This window comes from Demequina sp. NBRC 110056, from assembly GCF_002090155.1.
Lineage (GTDB): Bacteria > Actinomycetota > Actinomycetes > Actinomycetales > Demequinaceae > Demequina.
Map to the genome: position 1 here is coordinate 457,278 of NZ_BBRM01000002.1, position 21,561 is coordinate 478,838.

The window sequence follows — 21,561 nt, forward strand, 5'->3', positions numbered from 1 at the left end:
CCGTGACCGACCTGCTGCTCCTTGGCGCCCGCATCATCGACGCCGATGCTCCCGTCGACCTGCGACTCCGTGACGGGATCCTCATCGACCCCGGTTCGCCCGGCAGTCCGGACGAGGCCATCGACCTCGACGGACGATGGGTGCTGCCGGGCCTGTGGGACCACCACGTGCACTTCACCCAGTGGGCCATCGTGCGCCGACGCCTGGACCTGTCGGCCGCGACGAGCGCCGCTGGCGCCGCTCAGATCGTCGCCGCGCGCCTGCGCGCGGAGATGGCCATGCACGAGCCGCTCATCGGCTACGGCTACCGCGACGCCATGTGGGACGACGAGGCGACGGCCGAGGTCCTGGACGCGGTCGCGACGGTTCGGCCCGTCGTGATCCTCTCGGGCGACATGCATGCCTGCTGGGTGAACACCGCCGCGCGCGACCGCTACGGCCTGCCCACGGCGGGTGTCCTGCGCGAGGACGACGCGTTCGGGCTGCAGATGCGGCTCGAGAAGGCCGCCCCCGGCGACGAGGACCTCGCGATCACCGAGGCGGCGGTCGCGGCCGCGTCCCGGGGCGTCGTCGGCATCGTCGACCTCGAGATGGCGCGCAACCTCGAAGGCTGGACCGAGCGCATGACGCGCGGCCTGCACGCGCTCCGCGTTCGATCCGGCTTCTACCCCGCAGAGCTCGACGAACGTATCGAGTCCGGATGGCGTTCGGACGACACGGTGGCAGGCACCGGAGGGCGCCTCACGATCGGCCCGCTCAAGATCATCACGGACGGATCGCTCAACACGCGCACGGCGTACTGTCACGACCACTATCCCGGGCGAGACACGCGGGGCATGCTCACCGTGTCGCCCGAGCTGTGCGAGACGTTGCTCGAGCGGGCGACGGCGCACGGGTTCACCGCTGCCGTGCACGCCATCGGCGACGCCGCGGTGACACACGCCCTCGACGCGTTCGAGCGCACCGGGGCGAGGGGCACGATCGAGCATGCGCAGCTGGTGCGCGACGAGGACCTCGAGCGGTTCTCGCGACTCGGCGTGGCGGCGTCGGTGCAGCCCGAGCATCTCTGGGACGACCGCGACGCGACCGAGCGCTTCTGGCCCGACCGAGCCGACCGCGCCTTCCCGTTCGGCGCCCTGCGTCGCAGCGGAGCCGAGCTGCTGCTCGGGTCCGACGCGCCGGTCGCGCCGCTGGACCCCTGGAGGGGCATCGCCGCGGCCGTGCACCGCACCTCGGACGAGCGCGAGCCGTGGCACCCCGAGCACAGCCTCGAGCGGCGCGAAGCCCTCGAGGCCGCGGTCGGAGGCGACCTCAGCCTGGCGCACGGGCGCGCCACCGACCTCGTCGTGGTCGACGCCGACCCACTCACGTGCGACGTCGACGAGCTGCGACGCATGCCCGTGGCGGCCACGGTCACAGCGGGACTGTTCACGCACCGCGCGCTCTGAGCGCGGGGCTCCGCCTGCCCCGACGGCCGCGCGGTCGCCGAGGGCGACGCGCCCGACGCCGATTCAGCTCAGGGTCGCAGCACCCAGCGTGATCTCGATCCCCGCGAGGGCCTGGGACACGGGGCACCCAGCCTTCGCCTCGTTGGCGAAGCGCTCGAACTCCTCTTGCGACAGGCCCGGCACGGAGCCCGACACCTTGAGGATCGATCCGAGCACCCCCTCACCGGGCTGGAAGCTCACCTCGGCGGAGACCTGGAGCTCCTCGGGCGCGTGGCCGGCCTCTCCCAGCCCGTGCGACAGCGCCATCGCGAAGCACGAGGCGTGCGCCGCCGCGAGCAGCTCCTCGGGCGTGGTGGTCGACTCGGCGCCCTCGGAGCGCGCCTTCCAGTTGACGTTGAGCGTCGCCGCTCCGGTGCCGAACGACGTCGTCCCCGAGCCCTCGCCCAAGGAGCCGCGCCACAGGGTGCTCGCTGTGCTCTTCACTGCCATGTCGATCTGCCTCCATGCTGCTCCGCGCGACGCGACGGTCGCGCCGTTCCCAGTGAAGCATGGGCCCGCCTCGAGTGCTGCGCCGGCGCGGCCATACTGGACCCATGCCAGCCCTGATGCACCTGTCCTCCCCCGATGTCACCCCGGCCTCGCCCGCCGAAGGCCCGGTCATGGTGCTCCTCCATGGCTACGGCTCGAACGAACGCGACCTGCCGGGGCTCACGCCGCACCTGCCGGCGCTGCCATGGGTGTCCGTGCGCGCCCCGCTGCCCATGCCCGGCGGAGGCGCCGCCTGGTTTCCCCTCGACCTCCCCGGCGAGCCGAGTCAGGACGCCATCGAGGACGCCACCGTTGCCCTCTGGGACTGGGTCGATCAGGCTCTCCCCGCTGGTACCCTGCTGGTGCCGATCGGCTTCTCCCAGGGCGGACTCATGGCCCTCCAACTGCTGAGGACGCGGCCGGAACGCATCGCCGCGACCGCCGTCCTGGCCGGACTGGTCACCGACGCCGTGCAGCCGGCCGATGGGCTCTTGGGCGATAGCCGCCCTCCCCTGTTCTGGGGTCGGGGCCTTCAGGACCCGGTGATCTGGCCGGACGCCATCGCGCGACTCGACGCGCTGGTGCCACGGATCAGCACGCCGACGATCCGCACCTATGCGGGGCTGGGCCACGGCGTCAACGCCGCCATGCTCGGTGACCTCAATGCGTTCCTCGTGGACGCGTTGGACGCCGACGCTGGGTGAGGGTCAGGCCGTGTCGACGAGCGCGAGCAACCACCCGACGGAGCGCACGTGTCCGCCCGCCTCGCGCACGCGCTGCGCGAGCAGCGCATCCGACGTCACCGCGGTGGCCGACTCGCCGTCGGCGACACGCCGCGCCACCTCGGTGACGAGCGCATCGTCCCCGCTGCCGGGGGCCCTCGTCGCACGGAGCGGCTTCGGCACGGTCGCTGACCGTCCCTCGCCTTCGAGGACCAGCTCGATCTCGGGGAACCAGTGCTCGCCGGGCAGGTCCAGCTCCGTGGCGACGATCCCGCGCGTCAGCGGCACCAGGCGCTGAGCGAGGCGCGACGTCGACCCCGCTCGGTCCTTCCACCAGCCGTCGGGACGCGATCCCAGCACGTTCGCGGTGTCGACCACCACCGACGCGACCACCGGGAGCATCGCGCGCAGCTCGGGCCAGGCGGTAGCGAAGGCGGGATGCAGGTCGAGCTCCTCGACGGCGCCTTCGGGCACCCAGCGCAGCTCGAGGCTCTCGGCGTCCGCCGGTCGCGGGTCTGACGATGGATGGGCGCCAGCGATCACGGTCGTGTAGCGCCACACCTCTCGGTCGACGACGATCGCCGAGCGTGGCGTGACGTGTTCGCGGGCGATGCCCGCCTCCTCCCCCGCCTCGCGGATCGCGCCGTCGATCGGGTCCTCGCCCGCGTGGAGCGCGCCGCCGGGGATGCCCCAGGTGCCGCCGTGATGGCTCCACAGCGCGCGATGCTGCAGGAGCACCCCTCGAGACGCATCGTGCAGCAGCACTCCCGCAGCGCCGAACCTGCCCCAGAAGCGCTCGCCCGTGGGCGCGACGACCCACGCGTCGCCGGGATCGCGGTCGCCGCGCAACGCGGGCGGCACCCGGCTGGCGGGATCGTGAGGCTTCACGCCGTCAGCCTCGCACACCACACCACCACTTCTGCATTCGTCTATGGATTTCATCACACGCTCGCCGTGTCTTCTTCCACCATAGGCAAAGTCTCGGTAAAGTCGCCGATGTGAGCAGCGCTGCCGCAACCGCCGTCCTGCGACTCATCGGAGCCGCAGCGATCGTCGCTGCGCTCGGCGTCCAGGCGTGGGCGGACCTGACCTACGGCACCTTCACCTGGGCCGAGCTCCCCGGCTACTTCACGCCTCTCGCGGCCGTGTGCGCCGTCGCGGCGCTCACCGCATCGGCCCTCTCCGGAGAGTCGGAGCCTCGCTGGGTCGCTCTGCTGCGCGTCAACGCCGCCACCTACGGCATCATCACCGGCGTCGTCTACTGGTCCCTGCTGTCCGGGGTGGCCACTCCCGTGTTCCCGTGGGCGAACCTCATCCTCCACGGCGGTTCGGGCGCGATCCTCCTGCTCGACCTCGTCCTCGTCGGACACGCCAGCAAGCTCCCGGTCCGGACCTGGTGGAGCGTGCTGGCCGTGCCCGCGCTGTGGCTCGGCTACCTCATCGCGCGATCCCAGATCGACGGCTGGGTGCCGTACCCGTTCCTCGACCCCGAACGAGGTCTGGTCACGGTCGCCACCACGGTGGCGGGGATCGCGGGCGTCGGCATGATCGTCGCCGCGGCGCTTCACGGATTCCTCGCCGCCCAGCGCTCGTTGCGCGCGTCCGTCACGAACCGCGAGGGCTGACGGCACAGCGACGAGCCCACGCCGACGTGACCCTTCTCACACCGAGTATGGGAACACCGCCGCGAGCCCCACGCGTTGTCGGCCTGTCGCATCGCCGCAGCACAGCAGGGAACCGCGCGTTCTCGACGGCGCCCGTACGGCCGCCACCCGGCATGGAAACCCGGGCTCGTCACGTTCGCACGCATCTCCCTGCACCGCGCAGCACCGCCCTTCTGGCGCGGTGCGCGATGCCGTGTGCCCCGGTCGCCCGGGGCGCGCGTGTCCTTGTCCCGATCCCCCTGTGCAATGTCGTTCTTCTCTCGCCCGTACCGCCAGCTCGCCGCGTCCGTCGCGCTCGCGTGCTTCTCCCTCGGCCTGTTCAGCGCCTATGGCGCCCACGCCTTCGACCGCCACCGCGCCGTGACGGAGGCCCGCGCCGCAGCGGTTGCCCTCGAGGACAACCGCGCGCAGTTCGAGGACTCGATCCTCAAGGCCGAGGAGGCCGTGTCCGTCGCGCAGGGTCTCGAGGATGAGGAGCGGATCTCCCAGGCAGCCGATGCGCTGTCCGAGTCGATCGCCGCGGCGTCCGATGCCGCGGCCGAGGCAGAGGCGTCGCTCTCCGAGAGCCAGATCGTCACCGAGGGCGCGACCCTCGCGGCGAACGAGGTCGCCGTCGCAGACCCCATCTCCGACGAGTTGATTGAGGCGTCGGACGAGTTCCAGGACGCTGCCGCGGACGTCGAGACCGATCTCGGAGAGGTCGATGCCGCAGTCGCCGACGTGGAAAGGGTCCTCAGCGGCGACGTGGAGTCTCCCTCCGAGGCGCGCGCCGCGACCGAGCGCCTGACCGCGGCGAGCGAGGCTCTCGACGCCGTGGCGCAGGACGTCGACGCCGAGACACAGACTCTCGAGGAAGCGACAGCCGAGATCGCGCTCGCCGAGAACCTCCTGACCCTCGACGCGACCGTCGAGGCCGTCACCGCGCTCGCGGAGCAGACGACGCCGATCATCGACAAGGTCGGCCAGCGCGTGGTGACGGCGTCCGCGGTCACGACCGCGCGCTCGGCCTCGTCCACGCTCGCCGCCGCCACCGCGGCGGCCTCGCAGGTCGATCGGACGGACGCGGACTTCGTCGCCGCTGCGCTCGACGACCTCAATGCCGCAGCGGAAGCCCTCGATTCCGCGATGGGACAGCTGCAGACGTCGCACGAAGGCTGGCTGGCCACCGAGAACACGCGCCGTGACCAGGTCAACGCCTCGCGCATGGAGGCCTACGACACCGCGCTCGCCGCGGCGCGCGAGGCCCACAAGGACGAGCTCCGCGACGTCGTGGCCCAGCGCCAGGCCGGCTGGACCGGCCAACCTGCTGGCGTGTCCGGGTCGAACGGGCGCCTCGCCAAGGGAAGCCTGTGTGCGGTGGACTTCGCGGATGGTCACTACCTCCAGTGCGACGCAGCCGAGGCGATCGAGGCGGCCGACGCCGACTATTACGAGCAGACCGGCAAGCACCTCGTCATGACCGACTCGTACCGCTCGTACGGCCTTCAGGTGACGACCAAGGCGCGCAAGCCCTCGACGGCGGCGCGTCCCGGCACGTCGAACCACGGCTGGGGCATGGCGGTGGACCTCGACTACGCATCGGCGCGCTGGCTGGCCGCCAACGGCGCCGACTACGGTTGGGTGCACCCGACGTGGGCACGCGCGGGCGGCTCCCGCCCCGAGTGGTGGCACCTCGAGTTCGTCGCGGCGGACGTCGACTTCGACGCGCCCGACAAGCCGGCGCTCCTCGACAGCGCGACGAGCGCGTTCGGGGAGGAGTCCTTCGGCGTGCATGCGAGCGATGAAGACGGTGGCGACGACGCCGCGAGCGACGACGACGGGGGCGACGAGGAGTAGGCGCGGCCGCGGCGCCTGCAGACCTCGCGCCAGGACGGCGCAGCACCCTGCACACCCTCGGGGGCCGGGTCCGTCGCGTCCGCGCGCGTCCCGCCCCTGGCACGGTCGGCCTGAACACCACCGCGCCCCCTCCACGGCCCCTCTGACCGCAGCCCGCTGCACGAGAGGCGAGAGACCGAACCGCCCGTGTGCCGCACGACGTCCATGGGCCCTCGGCGCATCGGTCCGCCGTGGTTCAGGACCTCCCCGCGGGTTCCCAGGTGACCGCCTCCGCGCTGGCGAGTGACGCGCGGACGTCGATCACCCGCTGGTTGTCGCTGCCTCGGAAGGCGAGGCTGGCGTCGCGCCTGGCCAGGTCGAACGGTCCGTCGACGAGGACGTCGACGAGCTCGAGCAGCATCCGCTTGTCGCGTCGGTCCGCGGCGAGCGTCTCGAGCCGGTACCCGCTCCAGATCCAGATGTCCTTGGCGTAGCCCAGCTCCGCTCGCACGCGGGAGGCCAGCGCTAGGCACACCTGAGTGTTGAGGAACGGCTCTCCGCCGAGCAGCGACAGCCCTTGGACCGCGGGGTGCGAGAGGTCCTCGAGGACCCGGTTCTCGAGCTCGCGCGAGTACGGCTCGCCGTAGCGGAAGCTCCACGCCGCCTCGTTGTAGCAGCCCTCGCATGCGAACAGGCACCCGGACAAGTACACGCTGCAGCGCACGCCCTCGCCGTCGACGAACGAGAATGGCTGATAGTCGGCCACGTGTCCCCGGCTGACCTTGTCAGCGCGCCACGTCCGCGGCACGGGTTCGCGGTGCGCCACGTCTATGCCTCGGGCAGATGCTTGACGCGCGAGGCGATCTCTCGGTGGCGTCCCTGAACCATGGGCCGCTGCTGCGGGTTCCCGAGGTACCCGCAGGTGCGCTTCACGACGTCGCACGTGCGCGGATCCTGATTCCCGCACTCGGGGCACGCGAAGCCGGTCGCCGTGGGGTCGAAGTCACCCGCGAACCCGCAGTCGTAGCAGCGGTCGATCGGGGTGTTGGTTCCGAGGTAGCCCACTCGCTCGTATGCGTGGTCCCACACGGCTTCGAGCGCCCTCGGGTTGGAGCGGAGCACCGGGTACTCGCAGTAGTGGATGAAGCCTCCCGAGGTGAGAGGCGCGTACTCCGCTTCGAAGTCGAGCTTCTCGAACGGCGTGGGGCTCTTGCGCACGTCGTAGTGGAAGGAGTTCGTGTAGTACCCCTTGTCCGTGATGTCGGCGACCTCGCCGAACCGCTCGGCGTCGAGCCGGCAGAATCGATCTGTCAGGCTCTCCGAGGGCGTCGCGTACACGGAGAAGTGATAGCCGGTCTCCGCCGTCCACGCGCGCACACGCTCCTGCAGGGTCCCGAGCACCTCGAGCGTGAGAGCCTTCGCGTCGGCGTCGTGCTCCCACGCGCCGCCGAAGAACGCGGCAGCCACCTCGTACAACCCGATGTAGCCGAGGGAGACGGTGGCTCGCCCGTCACGGAACAGCAGGTCGACCTCGTCACCCGGCTCGAGCCGGCGGCCGAACGCGCCGTGCACGTAGAGGATCGGCGCGTTCTCCGGCACGGCTTCCTTGCACCGCGCGATGCGGTACGCCAACGCGTCCTTGGCGGTGTCCAGGCGCTCGTCCAGGATGCGCCAGAACCGCGCGAGATCACCCTCGGACTCGAGGGCGATCCGCGGAAGGTTGAGGGTCACCACTCCGAGGTTCATCCGTCCCGCGACCGTGTCGCGACCGTCCTGGTCCGCCCACCCCTGCAGGAAGGATCGGCAGCCCATCGGAGCCTTGAACGAGCCCGTGATCTCGACGACCTTGTCGTAGTTCAGCACGTCGGGGTACATGCGCTGCGTGGCGCACTCGACCGCGAGCGACTTGATGTCGTAGTTGGGGTCGCCGGGCTCGAAGTTCACTCCGCGCCTGAGGGTGAACAGCAGCTTCGGGAAGATCGCGGTCCTCCCCTCGGCGCCCAGACCGGCGATCCGGATCTCGAGGATCGCGCGCTGGATCTCTCGCTCGAGCCACCCCGTGCCGAGACCGAACCCGACCGAGGTGAAGGGCGTCTGACCGTTCGACGTGAACAGGGTGTTGATCTCGTACTCGAGCGATTGCATCGCGTCGACGATGTCCTTGCGGGTGTGCTCGCGCGCAAACTGCTCGCGGCGCTCCTCTGACTCCACCCAGGCCTCCGCGTCGTCGCGGTGCTTCGCAAGGTTGAGCGCTGCATAGGGCGCGAGCAGCTCGTCGATCCGGTCGACGGTGCAGCCGCCGTACTGACTCGATGACACGTTCGCGATGATCTGCGAGATCTGCGCCGTCGCGGTCTGGATCGACCGCGGGGGCTCGACCTGCGCGTTCCCGATCCGGAAGCCCGTCGACAGCATGCCCTCGAAGTCGATGAGGCAGCAGTTCGTCATGGGCGAGTACGGGTGATAGTCGAGGTCGTGGAAGTGCAGGTCGCCCTTCTGGTGGGCGTTCGCGACATGCGCGGGCAGCATGCGCAGGCCGATCGCCTTGCCCACCATCCCCGCTGTGAGGTCGCGTTGGGTGTTGAACACGTTCGCGTCCTTGTTGGCGTTCTCGTGGACGACGGCGTGATCCTTCTCCACGAGCCGCGACACGGCGTGGTTGACGTCCGTCGCGCGGGCGCGGGCGAAGTCACGGTCGACCCGGTGGTCGATGTAGGCGCGTGCGACCGAGAACTCCCCTGCCTCGAGCAGGACCTGCTCGACGACGGACCGGATCTCGTAGATCTTCACCGAGCCGTGGTGCCGCGCGACGATCTCGGCATCGATCGTGGCGCCCAGCCGCGTGATGGTCGCCTCGGGGTCGCTGGTCCGCACTTCGTCGAGCGCCACCGCGTCGAATGCCTTGCGCAATGCCGCGCGGATGCGCGCTCCGTCGAATCGCAGCAGTCGACCGTCGCGCTTGACGACGGTGAGGTGTGAGGTCGCGAGGGCGGCGGTCGCGTCCAGATCGACGGTGGTCATGGCTGCTCCCCAAGGGTCGATGTCAGTGTCCATACACCGTCCGACCACTAGATCTGGTGGTCGGCGGCGCACTCGAACACTAGATCTCGGGGTTCGTGCGGATCGGGACCTAGGTCCCGACAAGCACTGACCGCCGCGGCTGCGGCACCTCGAAGCGCCGGCACCGACCGGCGTGTCGCGGACGCGTCAGGAGTTCGCGACGGCGCCGACCTCGTCGAGGTAGCAGCGCCCGCACAGCGACTCGTAGTCGGCCTGCTGGCCGTCGATCGCCACCTGATCGCCGTGGCTGACGAACTCGCCGCCGACGATCCTGGCGTTGAAGATCGCCTTGGAGCCACAGCGACAGATGGTCTTGAGCTCCTCGATGGCGTGGGCGATCTCGAGCAGCCGCAGGGAGCCGGGGAACGAGCGGGTCATGAAGTCGCCGCGCAGCCCGTAGCACAGCACCGGGACACCGTGCCGGACCGCGACGACGAACGCCTCGTCGACCTGCGCCGGCGTGAGGAACTGCGCCTCGTCGATGAACACCGCGTCCACCTGGTCGAGGGGCCGGTGTGTCGTGAGCGCCTCCAGCAGGGAGTCCTCGGCGGCCAGGAGCACGTCCACGGGACGCTCGAGGCCGATGCGCGAGGACACCGACTCCCCTGCCTTCGTGTCGATCCCCGGCTTGACGATGACGGGGTGCTGCGCGCGCTCCTCGTAGTTGTACGCGGCGGTCAGCAGCAGCGCGGTCTTCGAGGAGTTCATCGCTCCGTAGCGGAAGTACAGCTTGGCCATCGTCACCCTTCTCGCACGCGCGCCCGCGCGCGCCTGAATGGCCTCCACCCTAGCGGCGCGCGCGGCGCGGCAGGCGCGAGCATGGGCGGCGTCGGGCTCTCAGACCTCGGTGAGGCGCAGGCCGTCGATGTCGACGCTCTCCCACTCGTCGAACGGGTCCTCGGCCACCGCCGCGCGAGCGACGGGTGCGAGCCGTTCGAAGTGCTCGCGTGACGAGAAGACCGCGAGGCCCACGAGCCGTTCCGAGTCCTCGTCCGCCAGGGTGTGGATCGACACCAGGCCGTCGCTTCCGCGAATCGCCGCGCCGTAGCGATGCATCGAGTCGATCAGCGCTGCGCGGTGCTCAGGGCGTGGGTGGTGGATCGACATCAGCACGAACATGTGCCCACGGTACGCCCGCCAACGCACGGTCGCCCCGACCGCGCCCGCAGCGAGGCGGCCGGGCTCATCTCCTCGGGCGACGCCGTCCACCGACGACGGCCATGAGCAACGGCGCCACGGACGCGATCATGAGGGTCGTCCCGAGGCCCTCGGCGTCGGGACGCACGATCGCACCGGCGAGGATCATGCCGGCGAAGACGATGCCCCAGATCAGCCGCCGGGCCGAGGCATCGAGCTGCGCGATGGTCCGCTCGAGGCGCGGCGCGGTCACGGGCAGCTTCCCGCGCTCGACCTGCGAGAGCACGGCGTCGACGCGCCGTGGCAGGCGCCACGCCACCCCTGCGATCTCGAGCGCCTCGCGTCCGAGGTCCGCGGCCGCGCTCGCACCCTGGGTGCGCACGAGGGTCCGCGCGTACGGCTCGATCGAGTCCCACACGTTGTATCGAGGATCCAGCGTCGTGCACACGCCGGACACGAGCGACACGGCGCGGATGACGAGCAGGAAGTCCTCGGGCAGCTGGAACGGCAACGTGAGCATGACGTCGCCGAACTCCACGGCGAAGTCACGGAACTCGCGCGGGTCGACGTCGCGCAGCTCGGCCACTCCCATGCCGCCGAACCGGGAGAAGACCTGGGACATCACCTTCTCGAGCTCGGCGACGTCGGCATTCGGGAGCAGCACCCCGGCGTCGTTCATCGCTGCGACCAGACCCGCGCCGTCCCGGGCCGCCGACGCCACCACGAGCTTGCGCATCGCCGACTTCACCGCGGGGTCGACGGAGCCCATCATCCCGAAGTCGACGAAGGCGATGGTCCACGGCGGCCCGCCGGCGCCGGGCGCCGCGGGAGCCACGAACAGGTTCCCGGGATGGGGATCGGCGTGGAAGAAGCCGTGGTCGAACAGCTGGTCGAACATGAGCTCCGCGAACACCTTGGCGACCTCGGCCGGACGGATGTCGACGGCCGACAGAGCCGACCGGTCCGTGATCTTGATCGCGGAGACGTCCTCGAGGGTCAGCACGCGACGCGAGGTGCGCTCCCACACCACGTCCGGGACGCGCACTCGAGGGTCGTCGGCGAAGTTCTCCGCGAACCGCTCGGCGTTGCTGGCCTCGTGGAGGTAGTCGATCTCCTCGCGGCTCACCGCGGCGAACTCCTCGATCAGCGCCGGCATCGAGACACGGTCGGACACCAGCCGGAAGCGCTGCAGCCATCCGCCCACCTTGCGCAGCGCCGCGAGGTCGACGGCGACGACCGCGCCGATGCCGGGCCGCTGGATCTTGAGGACCACCTCGGAGAATCCCGCCTGCGCTGCGTCGAGCTCGGCGAGCGTGGCGCGGTATGCCTGCCCGAGCGACGCGGCGGCCAGGGGCTCCGTCTCGATGCGGGCGAAGACGCGCTCGAGGGGCACGCCGAACTCCGCCTCCGCGAGCTCGCGGACGGCGCCGAACTCGACGGGCGGCACCTCGTCCTGGAGATCTTCGAGCTCCTTGGTGATCTCCGGTGGGAGCACGTCGAGCCGCGAGGACATGAACTGTCCCATCTTGATCATCAGCCCGCCGAGCTCCACGGCGAGGCCGCGGAAGCGCCTGGCGAACGCCTGCATCCGGTCGGTGCGCGTGCGGTCGGCGACGCGACGCAGGCCGATGAGCGGCAGCACGACCTCGTACCACCACGTGACGACGAGGTGGCGCGCCGCGAAGCGCAGCAGCCTCCGGTACCGGGCGCGGTCGAGGACCGTGTCGGGCATCACACCTCCCTGATCCCGACCGTCCGACGCGGGTGCCGTCAGTCCTGCGCGAGGATCGAGTAGATCTTACGTCGCGCCTCGCTGAGGACCTCCGCCGCCTCCTCCTGCTGCGCGCTCGATCCCGAGCGGAACACCTGCGAGGTCGCCTGGGCGAGGTCGATCGCGGCCTTGGGCACCACGCCCAGGCCCGACGCGTCGAACGACGTCGACGTCCACGGCGCCGATGCGGCCGAGGCCTCGGCCTCCTCCTTGGCCTCCTCGGTGAGCGAGTACACCTTGCGGTCCTGGGTGGTCTCGGCGTGCACGAGGCCCTCGTCGGCGAGCATCTGCAGCGTCGGGTACACGGAGCCGGGGCTCGGCTTCCAGCGTCCGTTGGTGCGGCTCTCGATCTGCCGGATGAGCTCGTAGCCGTGCATCGGCTCCTCGAGGAGCAGGGCAAGGATCGCAGCCCTGACGTCACCACGCCCCATGCGCTGGCCCACCTGCCTGTCGAACGTCGACCGCATCTGGTCGAACGCCTGACGCATCGCCTCCCCCGCCTGGGCCGGGTCGAACGCCGTGTGCTTCTGTGCTCCCATGAGGACCTCCCGTGGCCTGCTCGCCGTGCCGTTCCCAACACCTGTGCCGTTCCGAACGACACTGAACGATATATCGCTATGGTCACACGCGCATCGGTCCTCTGCAAGTCCACACGGCAAGCCCGGGCGGCACGAGGGCCGTCGTCACCCGTGACAGGATGGGCCCACGGATCGACGACGATTCACGAGGAGGACCCATGACGGCACCCCTGCGCTACGAGGTCGAGGACGGCATCGCCCAGCTGACCTTCGCGCGCCCCGCACGCCTCAACGCCTTCGACTTCGCCATGGGCGAGGCCTACCGGACGGCCTGCCTCGCGGCGGTCGCGGATCCCGATGTGAGCGCGGTGCTGATCTCCGCCGAGGGTCCGGCATTCTGCGCCGGCGGCGACATCGTCGCGATGAGCACGGCCGGCGTCTCTGGCTCCGAGGTGACGGCGAGCGCGCACGTGATCCACGAAGGCATCGCCGCGCTGCACGGCAGTTCGATCCCGGTCGTGGCCGCGGCGCGCGGCGCGGTCGCCGGCGGAGGCATCGGCGTCCTGCTGGCCGCGGACCTCGTCGTCGCGGGACCCGACCTCAGGGTCGCGGGCCGATACGCGGACGTGGGCCTCACGCCGGACCTCGGCGTGTCGACGCTGCTGACCCGCGCTGTGGGAGAGACCCGCGCACTCCAGCTGCTGCTCACCCGCCGAGAGCTCGACGCCACGGCCGCGCTCGACTGGGGCTTCGTCGCCGAGGTGACCGACGATCCCGAGGCTCGCGCCCTGGAGATCGCACGCGCGTGGAGGGACGGCGCCACCGCGGCGTTCGGGCACGCGAAGCAGCTGGTGCGGGCGTCGTCGACGCGCCCCTTCGAGCGCAGCCTTGCCGAGGAGGCGGAGAGCATCGGCCGCGCGTACGACACCGACGATGCGCAGGCGCGCATCGCGGCGTTCTCCGCTCGCCGATCAGGTCGGGCGGAGGCGTGATGACCGGCTCAGGCCTGGCGGGGCGCACCCTGCTCATGTCCGGCGGAAGCCGAGGGATCGGCCTCGCCATCGCTCTGCGCGCCGCGCGCGACGGGGCGAACGTCGTGCTGCTCGCGAAGACCGACCGACCGCATCCGAGGCTCGAGGGCACGATCCACTCGGCCGCCGAGGCGATCGAGGCTGCCGGCGGCAGCGCGGTCGCGGTGGTGGGCGACGTGCGCGTGGACGCCGACATCGACCGCGCGGTGGACACGGCCGTCGAGCGGTTCGGCGGGATCGACATCGTCGTGAACAACGCCAGCGTGATCGACCTGTCGGGCACGCAGGAGCTCGACCCCAAGAAGTACGACCTCATGCAGGACGTCAACGTGCGCGGCACCGTCATGCTCACGCGGGCCGCGCTGCCCCACCTGCTCGCCTCTGCGCACGCGCATGTGCTGTCGCTGTCGCCGCCGCTCAACCCCAGCCCGCGCTGGCTGGGCGCGCACACGGGCTACACGATGGCGAAGTTCGGGATGACCATGGCGACGCTGGGCATCGCGGCCGAGTTCGCGGAGCGAGGCGTCGCGGCCAACACGCTGTGGCCGCGCACCACGATCGCCACCGCAGCCGTCGAGAACATCCTCGGCGGTGAGCGGATCATGCGGGCGAGCCGGACCCCGGAGATCTACGCGGACGCCGCGTACGAGGTGCTGACGTCGGACCCTCGCGAGCTGACCGGGCAGAGCCTGATCGTCGAGGACGTGCTCGCGGCGGCAGGCGTCACCGACCTGTCGGGCTATGCCGCCGTTCCGGGCACGCCCGACGAGGCGCTGTTCCCTGACATCTTCCTCGACTAGCGAGGGCCGATGCGGTCACGGGGACCGCTCGGGAACGGCGCCCGGGTGCGCGTCACGGTCGCGCTCGAGGACGAAGTAGTACGGCTCGCCGCCGTCGAGCGCCCCGGCGCCGGCCATCACGCCAAGGACGGTGTCGTCGTCGACCGAGACGAAGTGGTCGTGCACGGGACGAGTGTCGTAGGTCATCGTCGCGCACACCTTGCCGCGGTGCGCCTGGTCGCTCAGCCAGGCGCCGCCGCCGCTGAGGGCGAGATTGGCCCACAGCGACCCGTCGACGTCGCGGCTCACGATGGGCTGGACGTGTGCCGCGTCGACGAAGTTCTTTCCGTACCAGGACGCCTTCACGAGTGCACGGTGGATCCGGTGGCCGGTGTCGATGCCGACGCCACGCCACAGCCCCGTGAGCGTTGCGGCACGCGCGGCAGGCAGCACGTCCCACAGCGCGGCAAGCTCCCACGAACGGCCCGTGCCGTCCGCCATGATCTGGCGCAAGCGCTCGGCGGCAGAGACGCGCAGCGCGAGCGGCGGGGTGCTCTCGGGTGGCGCGTCGGCCATCGCGAGCACCGCCTTCACGGCCTCGCCGCCGCGCGTCATGGCCACTGCTGCTCCGATGTCCTCGAACGGGACGCGCGTGACCAGGCTCTCGAGGGGGAACAGGCCGGCGCGCCACAGGCCCACGAGGCGCGGGATGAGCTCCGCGGGCTCCGCGTCGCCCTCGATGACGCCGGTCAGGCTCCGCCCCCACAGCAGCGCCGTCTGGCTCACGGTCACGCGGTTGGCGCCACCGCGCAGAGCGACCGTGGCGCAGGCCCCCGGGGTGACGAGGGCGCCGAGGGCGAGGTCGATGGCGGCTTGCGTGCCCACGGTGTCGAGCGCGAGGTCGTGAGTGCCGCGGAGCTCGCGCGCCTCCTCCGGCGAGATCGCTGCGTCCGCTCCGAGCTCCCCGGCGAGCGCGCGCCGCGCCTCGTCCGGCTCGACGACCGTGATCGTGGCGACCCCGACCGCGCGTGCGGCCATGACGGCGGCGAGGCCGACGGTGCCCGCTCCGACGACGAGCACCCGGTCGTCGTGGCCGGGTCGCAGCACGTTGAGGACCGTTCCGGCTCCCGTGAGCACGCCGCACCCGAGCGGAGCGGCGAGGACGAAGGGGAGGTCCGGACCGATCGGGACCACGTTGGTCTCTCGGGCGATCGCATGCGTCGCCCAGGAGGACTGGCCGAGCCAGGATCCGGAGATCCGCGCGCCTGACTCGTCCGTGAGGGTGGCCGAGCCGTCCGGCCGCGCACCCGAGTAGTTGCGCGCGGCGAACTCCGCGCACGACGCGGGATGGCCCTCTCGGCAGCGCCGGCACGCTCCGCACGCGTCGAACGTCATGACGACCCGCTCCCCCACCGCGACAGCCGTGACGCGTGCGCCGACCGCGACCACCGTGCCTGCGCCCTCGTGGCCGAGCACGGCGGGCAGCGCCAGCGGCACCGCGCCGTCGAGCGCCGTGAGATCCGTGTGGCACACGCCGGACGCGGCGACCTCGACGAGCACCTCGTCGGGCTGCAACGGGGTCAGGACGACCTCGCGGAGCTCGGGCTCGCGCCCCGCCACGGTCGCCACCGCGGCGACTGCTCGCTCGAGGTGCGTGCGCTCGGTCGTCGGCGTCTCACGCACGGACGGTGGGGACGATGCCATCGGCGGGCCTCTCGGGACGTCGGTGTTCCATACGGGCCCGCTAAGTAAACCACGATTCACAGTGCGATGTCCGGAGGAATCTCGGGCGAGCTCGTACCGGACGCTGGCGTGGCGCATCGGCGCTCTTCTAGGCTCCAGCCATGGCGATCGCGACCACGTACTCGATGACCCTGCCGCCCTGGCTCGCAGCGGAGGTGCCCGCACTGCCCGAGAGCCTCGAGCGCCACGAGGCGCAGATGGCTCTCGTGAACCGGCTCGCTGACCGGAACTGGCGCGAGGGCAACGGCGGCCCGTTCGCCGCGATCGTCGTGGACCACGTCACCGGCCGGCTCGTGTCGGTCGGAGTCAACGTGGTGCTGTCCACCGGCGTGAGCTCCGGACACGCCGAGGTGATGGCCCTCGCGCTCGCTCAGCAGGCCCTCGGCACCTGGGACCTCGGCGACGGCCACGACCTCGCGCTGGTGGTCAACTGGCGCCCGTGCGTGCAGTGCTACGGCGCGACGCTGTGGTCAGGAGTGCGTCACCTCGTCGTCGCGGGCGACGGGCCCGAGCTCGAACGGCTCACCGGCTTCGACGAGGGGCCGATGGTCGCCGACTGGGCACAGCAGTTCGAGCGCCGCGGGATCGAGGTGGTGCAGGACGTCGGCAGGGCCGATGCGCTGGCTGTCTACGCGGCCTACGGAGAGTCCTCGTCGGTGGTCTACAACGCCCGCGGGCAGGGAGCGATCGACGCCGAGGCTCCCGACGCTCGCACCTGAGGCGCGCTACGGCGCTGGCGACGCCTCGTCGCCGTACGCTTCGCGGTCGGGCACCACGATGTGCGCGGCGACGGGATTGCCGTCCTTGTCGACGGTGGGCCACTCGTCGCCCACGTCGTTGAGCAGCTGGACCGGGATCAGGCCCGTGCCGACCGCCTCGGGATGGATGAGCGCGACGGCGGCAGGGCCACGCACCGCGTCGTAGCTCGCGATCGGCGGATCCTCGCCGTAGCGCTCGCGCAGCGACGCAGAGTTGAGCAGCAGGTTGAGGAGGATCGCCGTGATGGCGCCCGCGGAGATGCCGGAGTCGAAGATGAGCGTGAACCAGTCCGGGAAGTTGCCGTAGATCTCGGGCGCGACGGTCGGCAGCAGGGCCACGCCGACGGAGATCGCCACGACCAGGATGTTGCGATTGTCGAAGCGCACCTTCGCGAGCGTCCTGATGCCGCTCGCGGCCACCATGCCGAACAGCGCGATGCCGGCGCCGCCGAGCACCGCCCGCGGCACGCCCTCGACGATCGCGGAGACCTTGGGCAGCAGGCCCAGCACCACGAGGATGCCGCCCGCCATCGTCGCGACGTAGCGCGAGCGGACGCCGGTGAGCGAGACCAGCCCCACGTTCTGCGCGAACGCCGTGTAGGGGAAGGTGTTGAAGACTCCGCCGACCACCGTTCCGAGCCCGTCGGCGCGCAGGCCGTCGGCGAGCTGGCGCCGGCCCACCGGCTTCTCGACGATCTCACCGATCGCGATCATGTCGCCTGTGGTCTCCGTCATGATCACGATGCCGACGATCACCATGGACACGATCGAGGCGAGCTGCCACGTCGGCATGCCGAAGTGGAAGGGCGTCACGAGTCCGAACCACGACGCCTCCCCCACGCCCGACCAGTCGACCATCCCGGGAACGAGCAGTGCCGCCACGGTGCCGACGAGCAGGCCCAGCAGCACGGACACGCGCGACAGCGCAGCCGGAGCGAAGCGCTCGATGAGGATGATGACGAGCAGCGTTCCCGCGGCGAAGCCGACGTCGACAGGGTCGGCGGCGCCGTCCTCGGCGCCGTCGACGATCCATCCGGCCGCCACGCGCATGAGCGAGAGCCCGATGATGAGGATGACGGTGCCGGTCACGATCGGCGGGAAGAACCGCAGCAGCTGGGCGAAGAACGGCGCGACGACGATCATGAACACGCCGCACGCGATGGTCGCGCCGTAGATCGCCGTGATGCCGTGCTGCGTGCCGATCGCGATCATGGGCCCGACGGCGGCGAAGGTCACGCCCTGCATCAGGGGCAGGCGCACGCCGAAGCGCCAGAACCCGACGGACTGGACGATCGTCGCGAGGCCCGCGACGAACAGGTCCGCGCTGATGAGGTACGCCAGGTCGGGCCCGGACAGGCCGAGCGCCCCTCCCACGATGAGCGGGACGGCGACCGCTCCCGCGTACATCGCGAGCACGTGCTGGAGCCCCAGCGGGAACAGCCGCGCGAGCGGCGGGATGGTGTCGACGGTGTTGAGGTCGCGAGAGGTGGTCGACATGCGCGCTCCTGTCGGGTCGTGCCGCAGCCTGAAGATGGTGCTGATCGCGACGCTACGCCGCGTCCGTTTCGCCCCGATTTCCAGCAGGCAACAGTCGATGACGCGCTCGTCCGTCGCCGCAGACGTTCGCGGGAATACCTGCCCGACGCGCGCCGGTTGTCCCCTGCGAGGTGTCGCTCGGCGCGACGCAGGGATGGGAGTGCACTCATGGGCGAGCATCGCGACGCCGGCGTCGTGTCCCTCAGCGCCCCCTTCGGGACGGAGCCCGATCTGCGGTCGGAGGTCGGGCCGGACGGCTCCGCGCCCCGCGTGCTCGTGCTCGGCGCGACCGGCTACATCGGGGGCCGCCTCGTGCCCCGCCTCCTCGCGGGCGGCTATACGGTGCGGACGCTCACCCGCTCCGCACCGCGCATCGCCGCTCTCCCCTGGGCCGACGACGTCGAGGTCGTCGAGGGCGACGCCACCGACGCCGACGCGATGAACCGCGCGATGGCGGACGTCGACATCGTCTACTACCTCGTGCACTCCATGTCCGGAGGCAAGGACTACGGGCGCATCGACCGAGCGATCGCGCTCACCGTCGCCCGCAGCGCCGCGGACGCCCAGGTGTCCCGCATCATCTACCTCGGGGCCCTCCACCCCGACGGCGTCGAGCTCGCCCCGCACCTCGCCTCGCGCAAGGAGGTCGGAGACATCCTGCTCGCTTCGGCGACGCCCACGATCGTGCTCCGGGCCGGCGTCGTCATCGGCGCCGGCTCCGCCTCCTTCGAGATGATCCGCCACCTGACCGAGGTGCTGCCGTACATGCCCGCCCCACGGTGGGTGCGCAACGAGATCCAGCCCATCGCCGTGCGGGACGTCGTGCACTACCTTCTCGCCACGGCGCGCGCGCCCGGAGAGGTCAACGACGCCTTCGACATCGGCGGCCCGGACGTCCTGACCTACGCGGAGATGATGAACGGCTACGCGAGCGTGGCGGGCCTGCCGCGCCGCGGCATCACCGCTCTGCCGGTGCTCACCCCGCGACTTGCCTCCCACTGGGTGGGTCTCGTGACTCCCGTGCCCCGGCAGATCGCGCGGCCGCTCGTCGAGTCGCTCCTGCACACGTGCGTCGTGAAGGACGAGGCGATCGCAGCGTTGGTGCCGGCGCCGCACGAGGGCCTCACCGGCTATCGCGAGGCCGTCGAGCTCGCGCTCGGGCGCATCGAGATCGACCAGGTCGAGACGAGTTGGGTGGACGCGCGGGTGGCGGGTGCGCCCAGCGACCCGATGCCGTCGGACCCCGACTGGGCAGGCCGCACGGTGTTCACCGACGCGCGCACCAAGGACAGCACCGCCTCACCCGAGGCGGTGTGGAAGGTCATCTCCGAGGTGGGCGGGGCGACCGGGTGGTACTCGGCGTCCGTCCTGTGGGCCGCGCGCGGGCTCATGGACCGCATGGCTGGCGGGGTCGGCCAGCGTCGCGGGCGCCGCACCAAGGGCCGCGTGCGCGTGGGCGACGCCATCGACGTGTGGCGCGTCGAGCGCGTGGACCGCGGGCGCTTGTTGCGGCTGCGTGCGGAGATGCGCGTGCCTGGCAAGGCGTGGTTGGAGCTCGGGGTCGACCCCATCGATGGCGGATCGCACTATCACCAGCGCGCCGTCTTCTTCCCGCGCGGACTGACGGGTCGCCTGTACTGGCTGTCGATGCTTCCCTTCCACGGGCTGATCTTCAGCGGCATGGTGAACCGCATCGTCGCCCTCGCAGAGGATCCGGAGGCTGCGTGATCAGTGGCCCTGCGCCGAGAGCGGACGTGCCGCCGGGGCGAGCACGAAGATCGCGGCGGCAGCGACCACGGCGAGCAGCAGCGCGTGGCGAATCTCCATGACCTCGGCCAGCAGGCCAATGACCTGCGGCACGATGAGCCCGCCAGCGGACCCGAAGGCGCTCACCGCGGCGACGCGAGCCGTCGCGTTGTGGGGATCGTCGGCCGCGGCCGACAGCGCGACCGGGAAGGCGAACGCCGTGCCGATGCCCCACACGACAAGCGCGATCGACGCGATCGAGACCTGCGGCGCGAAGGCGAACGTGAGCGAGCCGACCGCGAGCAGGACGGCGCTCGCGCGCAGCGTGCGCACCCGCCCGAGCCTGTCGAGCCACCGGGGCCCCACGATCCGCATGGTGCTTTGGGCGAGGACCAGCCCCGCGTACACGATTCCAGCCACGGCCTCGGTGCGCCCATAGTCATCGACCAGCGCGAGCGGGATCCAGTTCGACGAACCCACCTCGGTGGTGAACGCCGCCAAGATGATCAGGCCGAGCAGGATCGTGCGCCGCTCCCGAGTCGCCAGTCGCACGGTCACGAACAGCCCCGGACGCTCGGCCGCACTCTCCGGCGAGCCCTCGGAGTCGTCGATGATGGCGATGCGCGCCACCACGGAGACCACGCCGCCGACGATCACGCCGATGCCGACGAAGTGCGCCGCAGCTGACACCCCAGCGCCGGACAGCACCGCGCCAAGCCCCAAGCCTGCCAACATCGCCAACGAGAAGCCCGCGTGGAACTGCGACATGATCGCGCTGCCGACATGGCGTTCAACCGCGGCGGCCTGCGTGTTCGCGATGGCCATGGTCATCTCGAGGGATGCCAGCCCCACGAACAACCCGAACGCGTAGAGCGGGGCGAACCCGAGCGCCGTCGCGGCAGCCATGAGCAGCAGCGCGCCCGCAGCGCACACGGCGGTGGTCCCGAGCACCGCGCGCGACCCCCACCGCCCCACCAGGCCGCCGAGCACGGAGAAGCCCACCAGCCCACCCACGGAGCCGACGAGCAGGATGGCCCCGAGTTGCCCCGGCGACACCGCAAGGTCGTCGCGCACGCTGGGAACCCGGGAGATCACTCCTCCCGCGAGCGAGCCGACAGCAAGGAAGATGCCGAGGACCGCGAGCCGCGCGCTCCTGACCCGGGTCAGCGGGAGCTGCTCGGCAACCATGCGATCCGCCTTCACGTCAGGACGGGGACGGTGCGCGAGAGGCCCGCGCCTGAGAACCAGTCCTACTGAAACCCTTCCGAGGGGTCAAGGGGTAGACGGCTCTTGCCGGGATGCCGC

The 21,561-nt window shown here is 71.2% G+C and carries 19 protein-coding genes; 8 read left to right on the plus strand and 11 right to left on the minus strand.

The window, feature by feature from the left end; all coding sequences use genetic code 11:
* Positions 1-2: 2 nt before the first annotated feature.
* Positions 3-1,448, plus strand: coding sequence for an amidohydrolase (locus B7K25_RS02155; RefSeq protein ID WP_084103781.1), 1,446 nt, complete (start codon positions 3-5; stop codon positions 1,446-1,448).
* A gap of 63 nt (positions 1,449-1,511) precedes the next feature.
* On the opposite strand, the gene B7K25_RS02160 is transcribed toward B7K25_RS02155, so the two are convergent.
* The gene (locus B7K25_RS02160) at positions 1,512-1,937 is read right to left on the minus strand and encodes an OsmC family peroxiredoxin (RefSeq protein WP_084103783.1); all 426 of its coding nucleotides are present in this window, start codon (positions 1,935-1,937) and stop codon (positions 1,512-1,514) included.
* 104 nt (positions 1,938-2,041) lie between these two features.
* Here B7K25_RS02160 and B7K25_RS02165 point away from each other — a divergent pair, with 104 nt between their 5' ends.
* On the plus strand, positions 2,042-2,680 hold the full coding sequence (locus B7K25_RS02165) for an alpha/beta hydrolase (protein ID WP_159450089.1): 639 nt from the start codon (positions 2,042-2,044) through the stop codon (positions 2,678-2,680).
* 3 nt (positions 2,681-2,683) lie between these two features.
* Here the strand turns inward: B7K25_RS02165 and B7K25_RS02170 are convergent, their stop codons facing one another.
* Entirely contained in the window at positions 2,684-3,586 is a 903-nt protein-coding gene (locus B7K25_RS02170; RefSeq protein WP_084104499.1) for an NUDIX domain-containing protein, read from the minus strand.
* Positions 3,587-3,696: 110 nt separating this feature from the next.
* On the opposite strand from B7K25_RS02170, the gene B7K25_RS02175 reads away from it, so the two are divergent.
* Positions 3,697-4,323, plus strand: a complete 627-nt coding sequence (locus B7K25_RS02175; RefSeq protein WP_084103787.1) for a Pr6Pr family membrane protein — start codon at positions 3,697-3,699, stop codon at positions 4,321-4,323.
* Positions 4,324-4,608: 285 nt separating this feature from the next.
* Positions 4,609-6,198, plus strand: a complete 1,590-nt coding sequence (locus B7K25_RS02180) for a M15 family metallopeptidase (RefSeq protein ID WP_084103789.1) — start codon at positions 4,609-4,611, stop codon at positions 6,196-6,198.
* A gap of 235 nt (positions 6,199-6,433) precedes the next feature.
* On the opposite strand, the gene nrdG is transcribed toward B7K25_RS02180, so the two are convergent.
* The 6 genes from nrdG to B7K25_RS02210 all read right to left on the minus strand — a co-directional run bounded on the left by nrdG (position 6,434) and on the right by B7K25_RS02210 (position 12,684).
* Complete coding sequence (gene nrdG / locus B7K25_RS02185) at positions 6,434-6,943, minus strand: anaerobic ribonucleoside-triphosphate reductase activating protein (protein WP_234988038.1); 510 nt, start codon at positions 6,941-6,943, stop codon at positions 6,434-6,436.
* Between the two features lie 62 nt (positions 6,944-7,005).
* The gene (nrdD, locus tag B7K25_RS02190; protein ID WP_084103791.1) at positions 7,006-9,198 is read right to left on the minus strand and encodes an anaerobic ribonucleoside-triphosphate reductase; all 2,193 of its coding nucleotides are present in this window, start codon (positions 9,196-9,198) and stop codon (positions 7,006-7,008) included.
* Positions 9,199-9,384: 186 nt separating this feature from the next.
* Complete coding sequence (locus B7K25_RS02195) at positions 9,385-9,975, minus strand: thymidine kinase (RefSeq protein ID WP_084103793.1); 591 nt, start codon at positions 9,973-9,975, stop codon at positions 9,385-9,387.
* A gap of 99 nt (positions 9,976-10,074) precedes the next feature.
* Positions 10,075-10,356 carry a hypothetical protein gene (locus B7K25_RS02200; RefSeq protein ID WP_144018808.1) on the minus strand — a complete coding sequence of 94 codons (282 nt, stop codon included), beginning with the start codon at positions 10,354-10,356 and terminating at the stop codon, positions 10,075-10,077.
* Between the two features lie 64 nt (positions 10,357-10,420).
* Entirely contained in the window at positions 10,421-12,106 is a 1,686-nt protein-coding gene (locus tag B7K25_RS02205; protein ID WP_084103797.1) for an AarF/ABC1/UbiB kinase family protein, read from the minus strand.
* Positions 12,107-12,144: 38 nt separating this feature from the next.
* Positions 12,145-12,684, minus strand: a complete 540-nt coding sequence (locus B7K25_RS02210) for a PadR family transcriptional regulator (RefSeq protein WP_234988039.1) — start codon at positions 12,682-12,684, stop codon at positions 12,145-12,147.
* A 197-nt stretch (positions 12,685-12,881) separates the two neighbouring features.
* Between B7K25_RS02210 and B7K25_RS02215 the strand changes: the two genes are divergently transcribed.
* Together B7K25_RS02215 and B7K25_RS02220 are read left to right on the plus strand one after the other, a co-directional pair.
* On the plus strand, positions 12,882-13,655 hold the full coding sequence (locus tag B7K25_RS02215) for an enoyl-CoA hydratase/isomerase family protein (protein ID WP_084103799.1): 774 nt from the start codon (positions 12,882-12,884) through the stop codon (positions 13,653-13,655).
* Positions 13,655-14,494, plus strand: a complete 840-nt coding sequence (locus B7K25_RS02220) for an NAD(P)-dependent oxidoreductase (RefSeq protein ID WP_084103801.1) — start codon at positions 13,655-13,657, stop codon at positions 14,492-14,494. Before B7K25_RS02215 ends, B7K25_RS02220 begins: the two co-directional genes overlap by 1 nt.
* A 15-nt stretch (positions 14,495-14,509) precedes the next feature.
* Here the strand turns inward: B7K25_RS02220 and B7K25_RS02225 are convergent, their stop codons facing one another.
* Positions 14,510-16,156, minus strand: coding sequence for an alcohol dehydrogenase catalytic domain-containing protein (locus B7K25_RS02225; protein ID WP_200807822.1), 1,647 nt, complete (start codon positions 16,154-16,156; stop codon positions 14,510-14,512).
* Between the two features lie 161 nt (positions 16,157-16,317).
* Here B7K25_RS02225 and B7K25_RS02230 point away from each other — a divergent pair, with 161 nt between their 5' ends.
* Positions 16,318-16,935: a nucleoside deaminase gene (locus tag B7K25_RS02230; RefSeq protein ID WP_084103805.1), complete on the plus strand. Its 618-nt coding sequence runs from the start codon at positions 16,318-16,320 to the stop codon at positions 16,933-16,935.
* Positions 16,936-16,941: 6 nt separating this feature from the next.
* On the opposite strand, the gene B7K25_RS02235 is transcribed toward B7K25_RS02230, so the two are convergent.
* A complete protein-coding gene (locus tag B7K25_RS02235) occupies positions 16,942-18,471 on the minus strand; it encodes a nucleobase:cation symporter-2 family protein (protein WP_084103807.1) in 1,530 nt (509 codons plus the stop codon).
* A gap of 207 nt (positions 18,472-18,678) precedes the next feature.
* Between B7K25_RS02235 and B7K25_RS02240 the strand changes: the two genes are divergently transcribed.
* The gene (locus B7K25_RS02240) at positions 18,679-20,238 is read left to right on the plus strand and encodes an SDR family oxidoreductase (RefSeq protein ID WP_084103809.1); all 1,560 of its coding nucleotides are present in this window, start codon (positions 18,679-18,681) and stop codon (positions 20,236-20,238) included.
* Here B7K25_RS02240 and B7K25_RS02245 read toward each other — a convergent pair whose 3' ends face one another.
* Positions 20,239-21,444, minus strand: a complete 1,206-nt coding sequence (locus B7K25_RS02245; RefSeq protein ID WP_084103811.1) for an MFS transporter — start codon at positions 21,442-21,444, stop codon at positions 20,239-20,241.
* Positions 21,445-21,561: the final 117 nt, after the last annotated feature.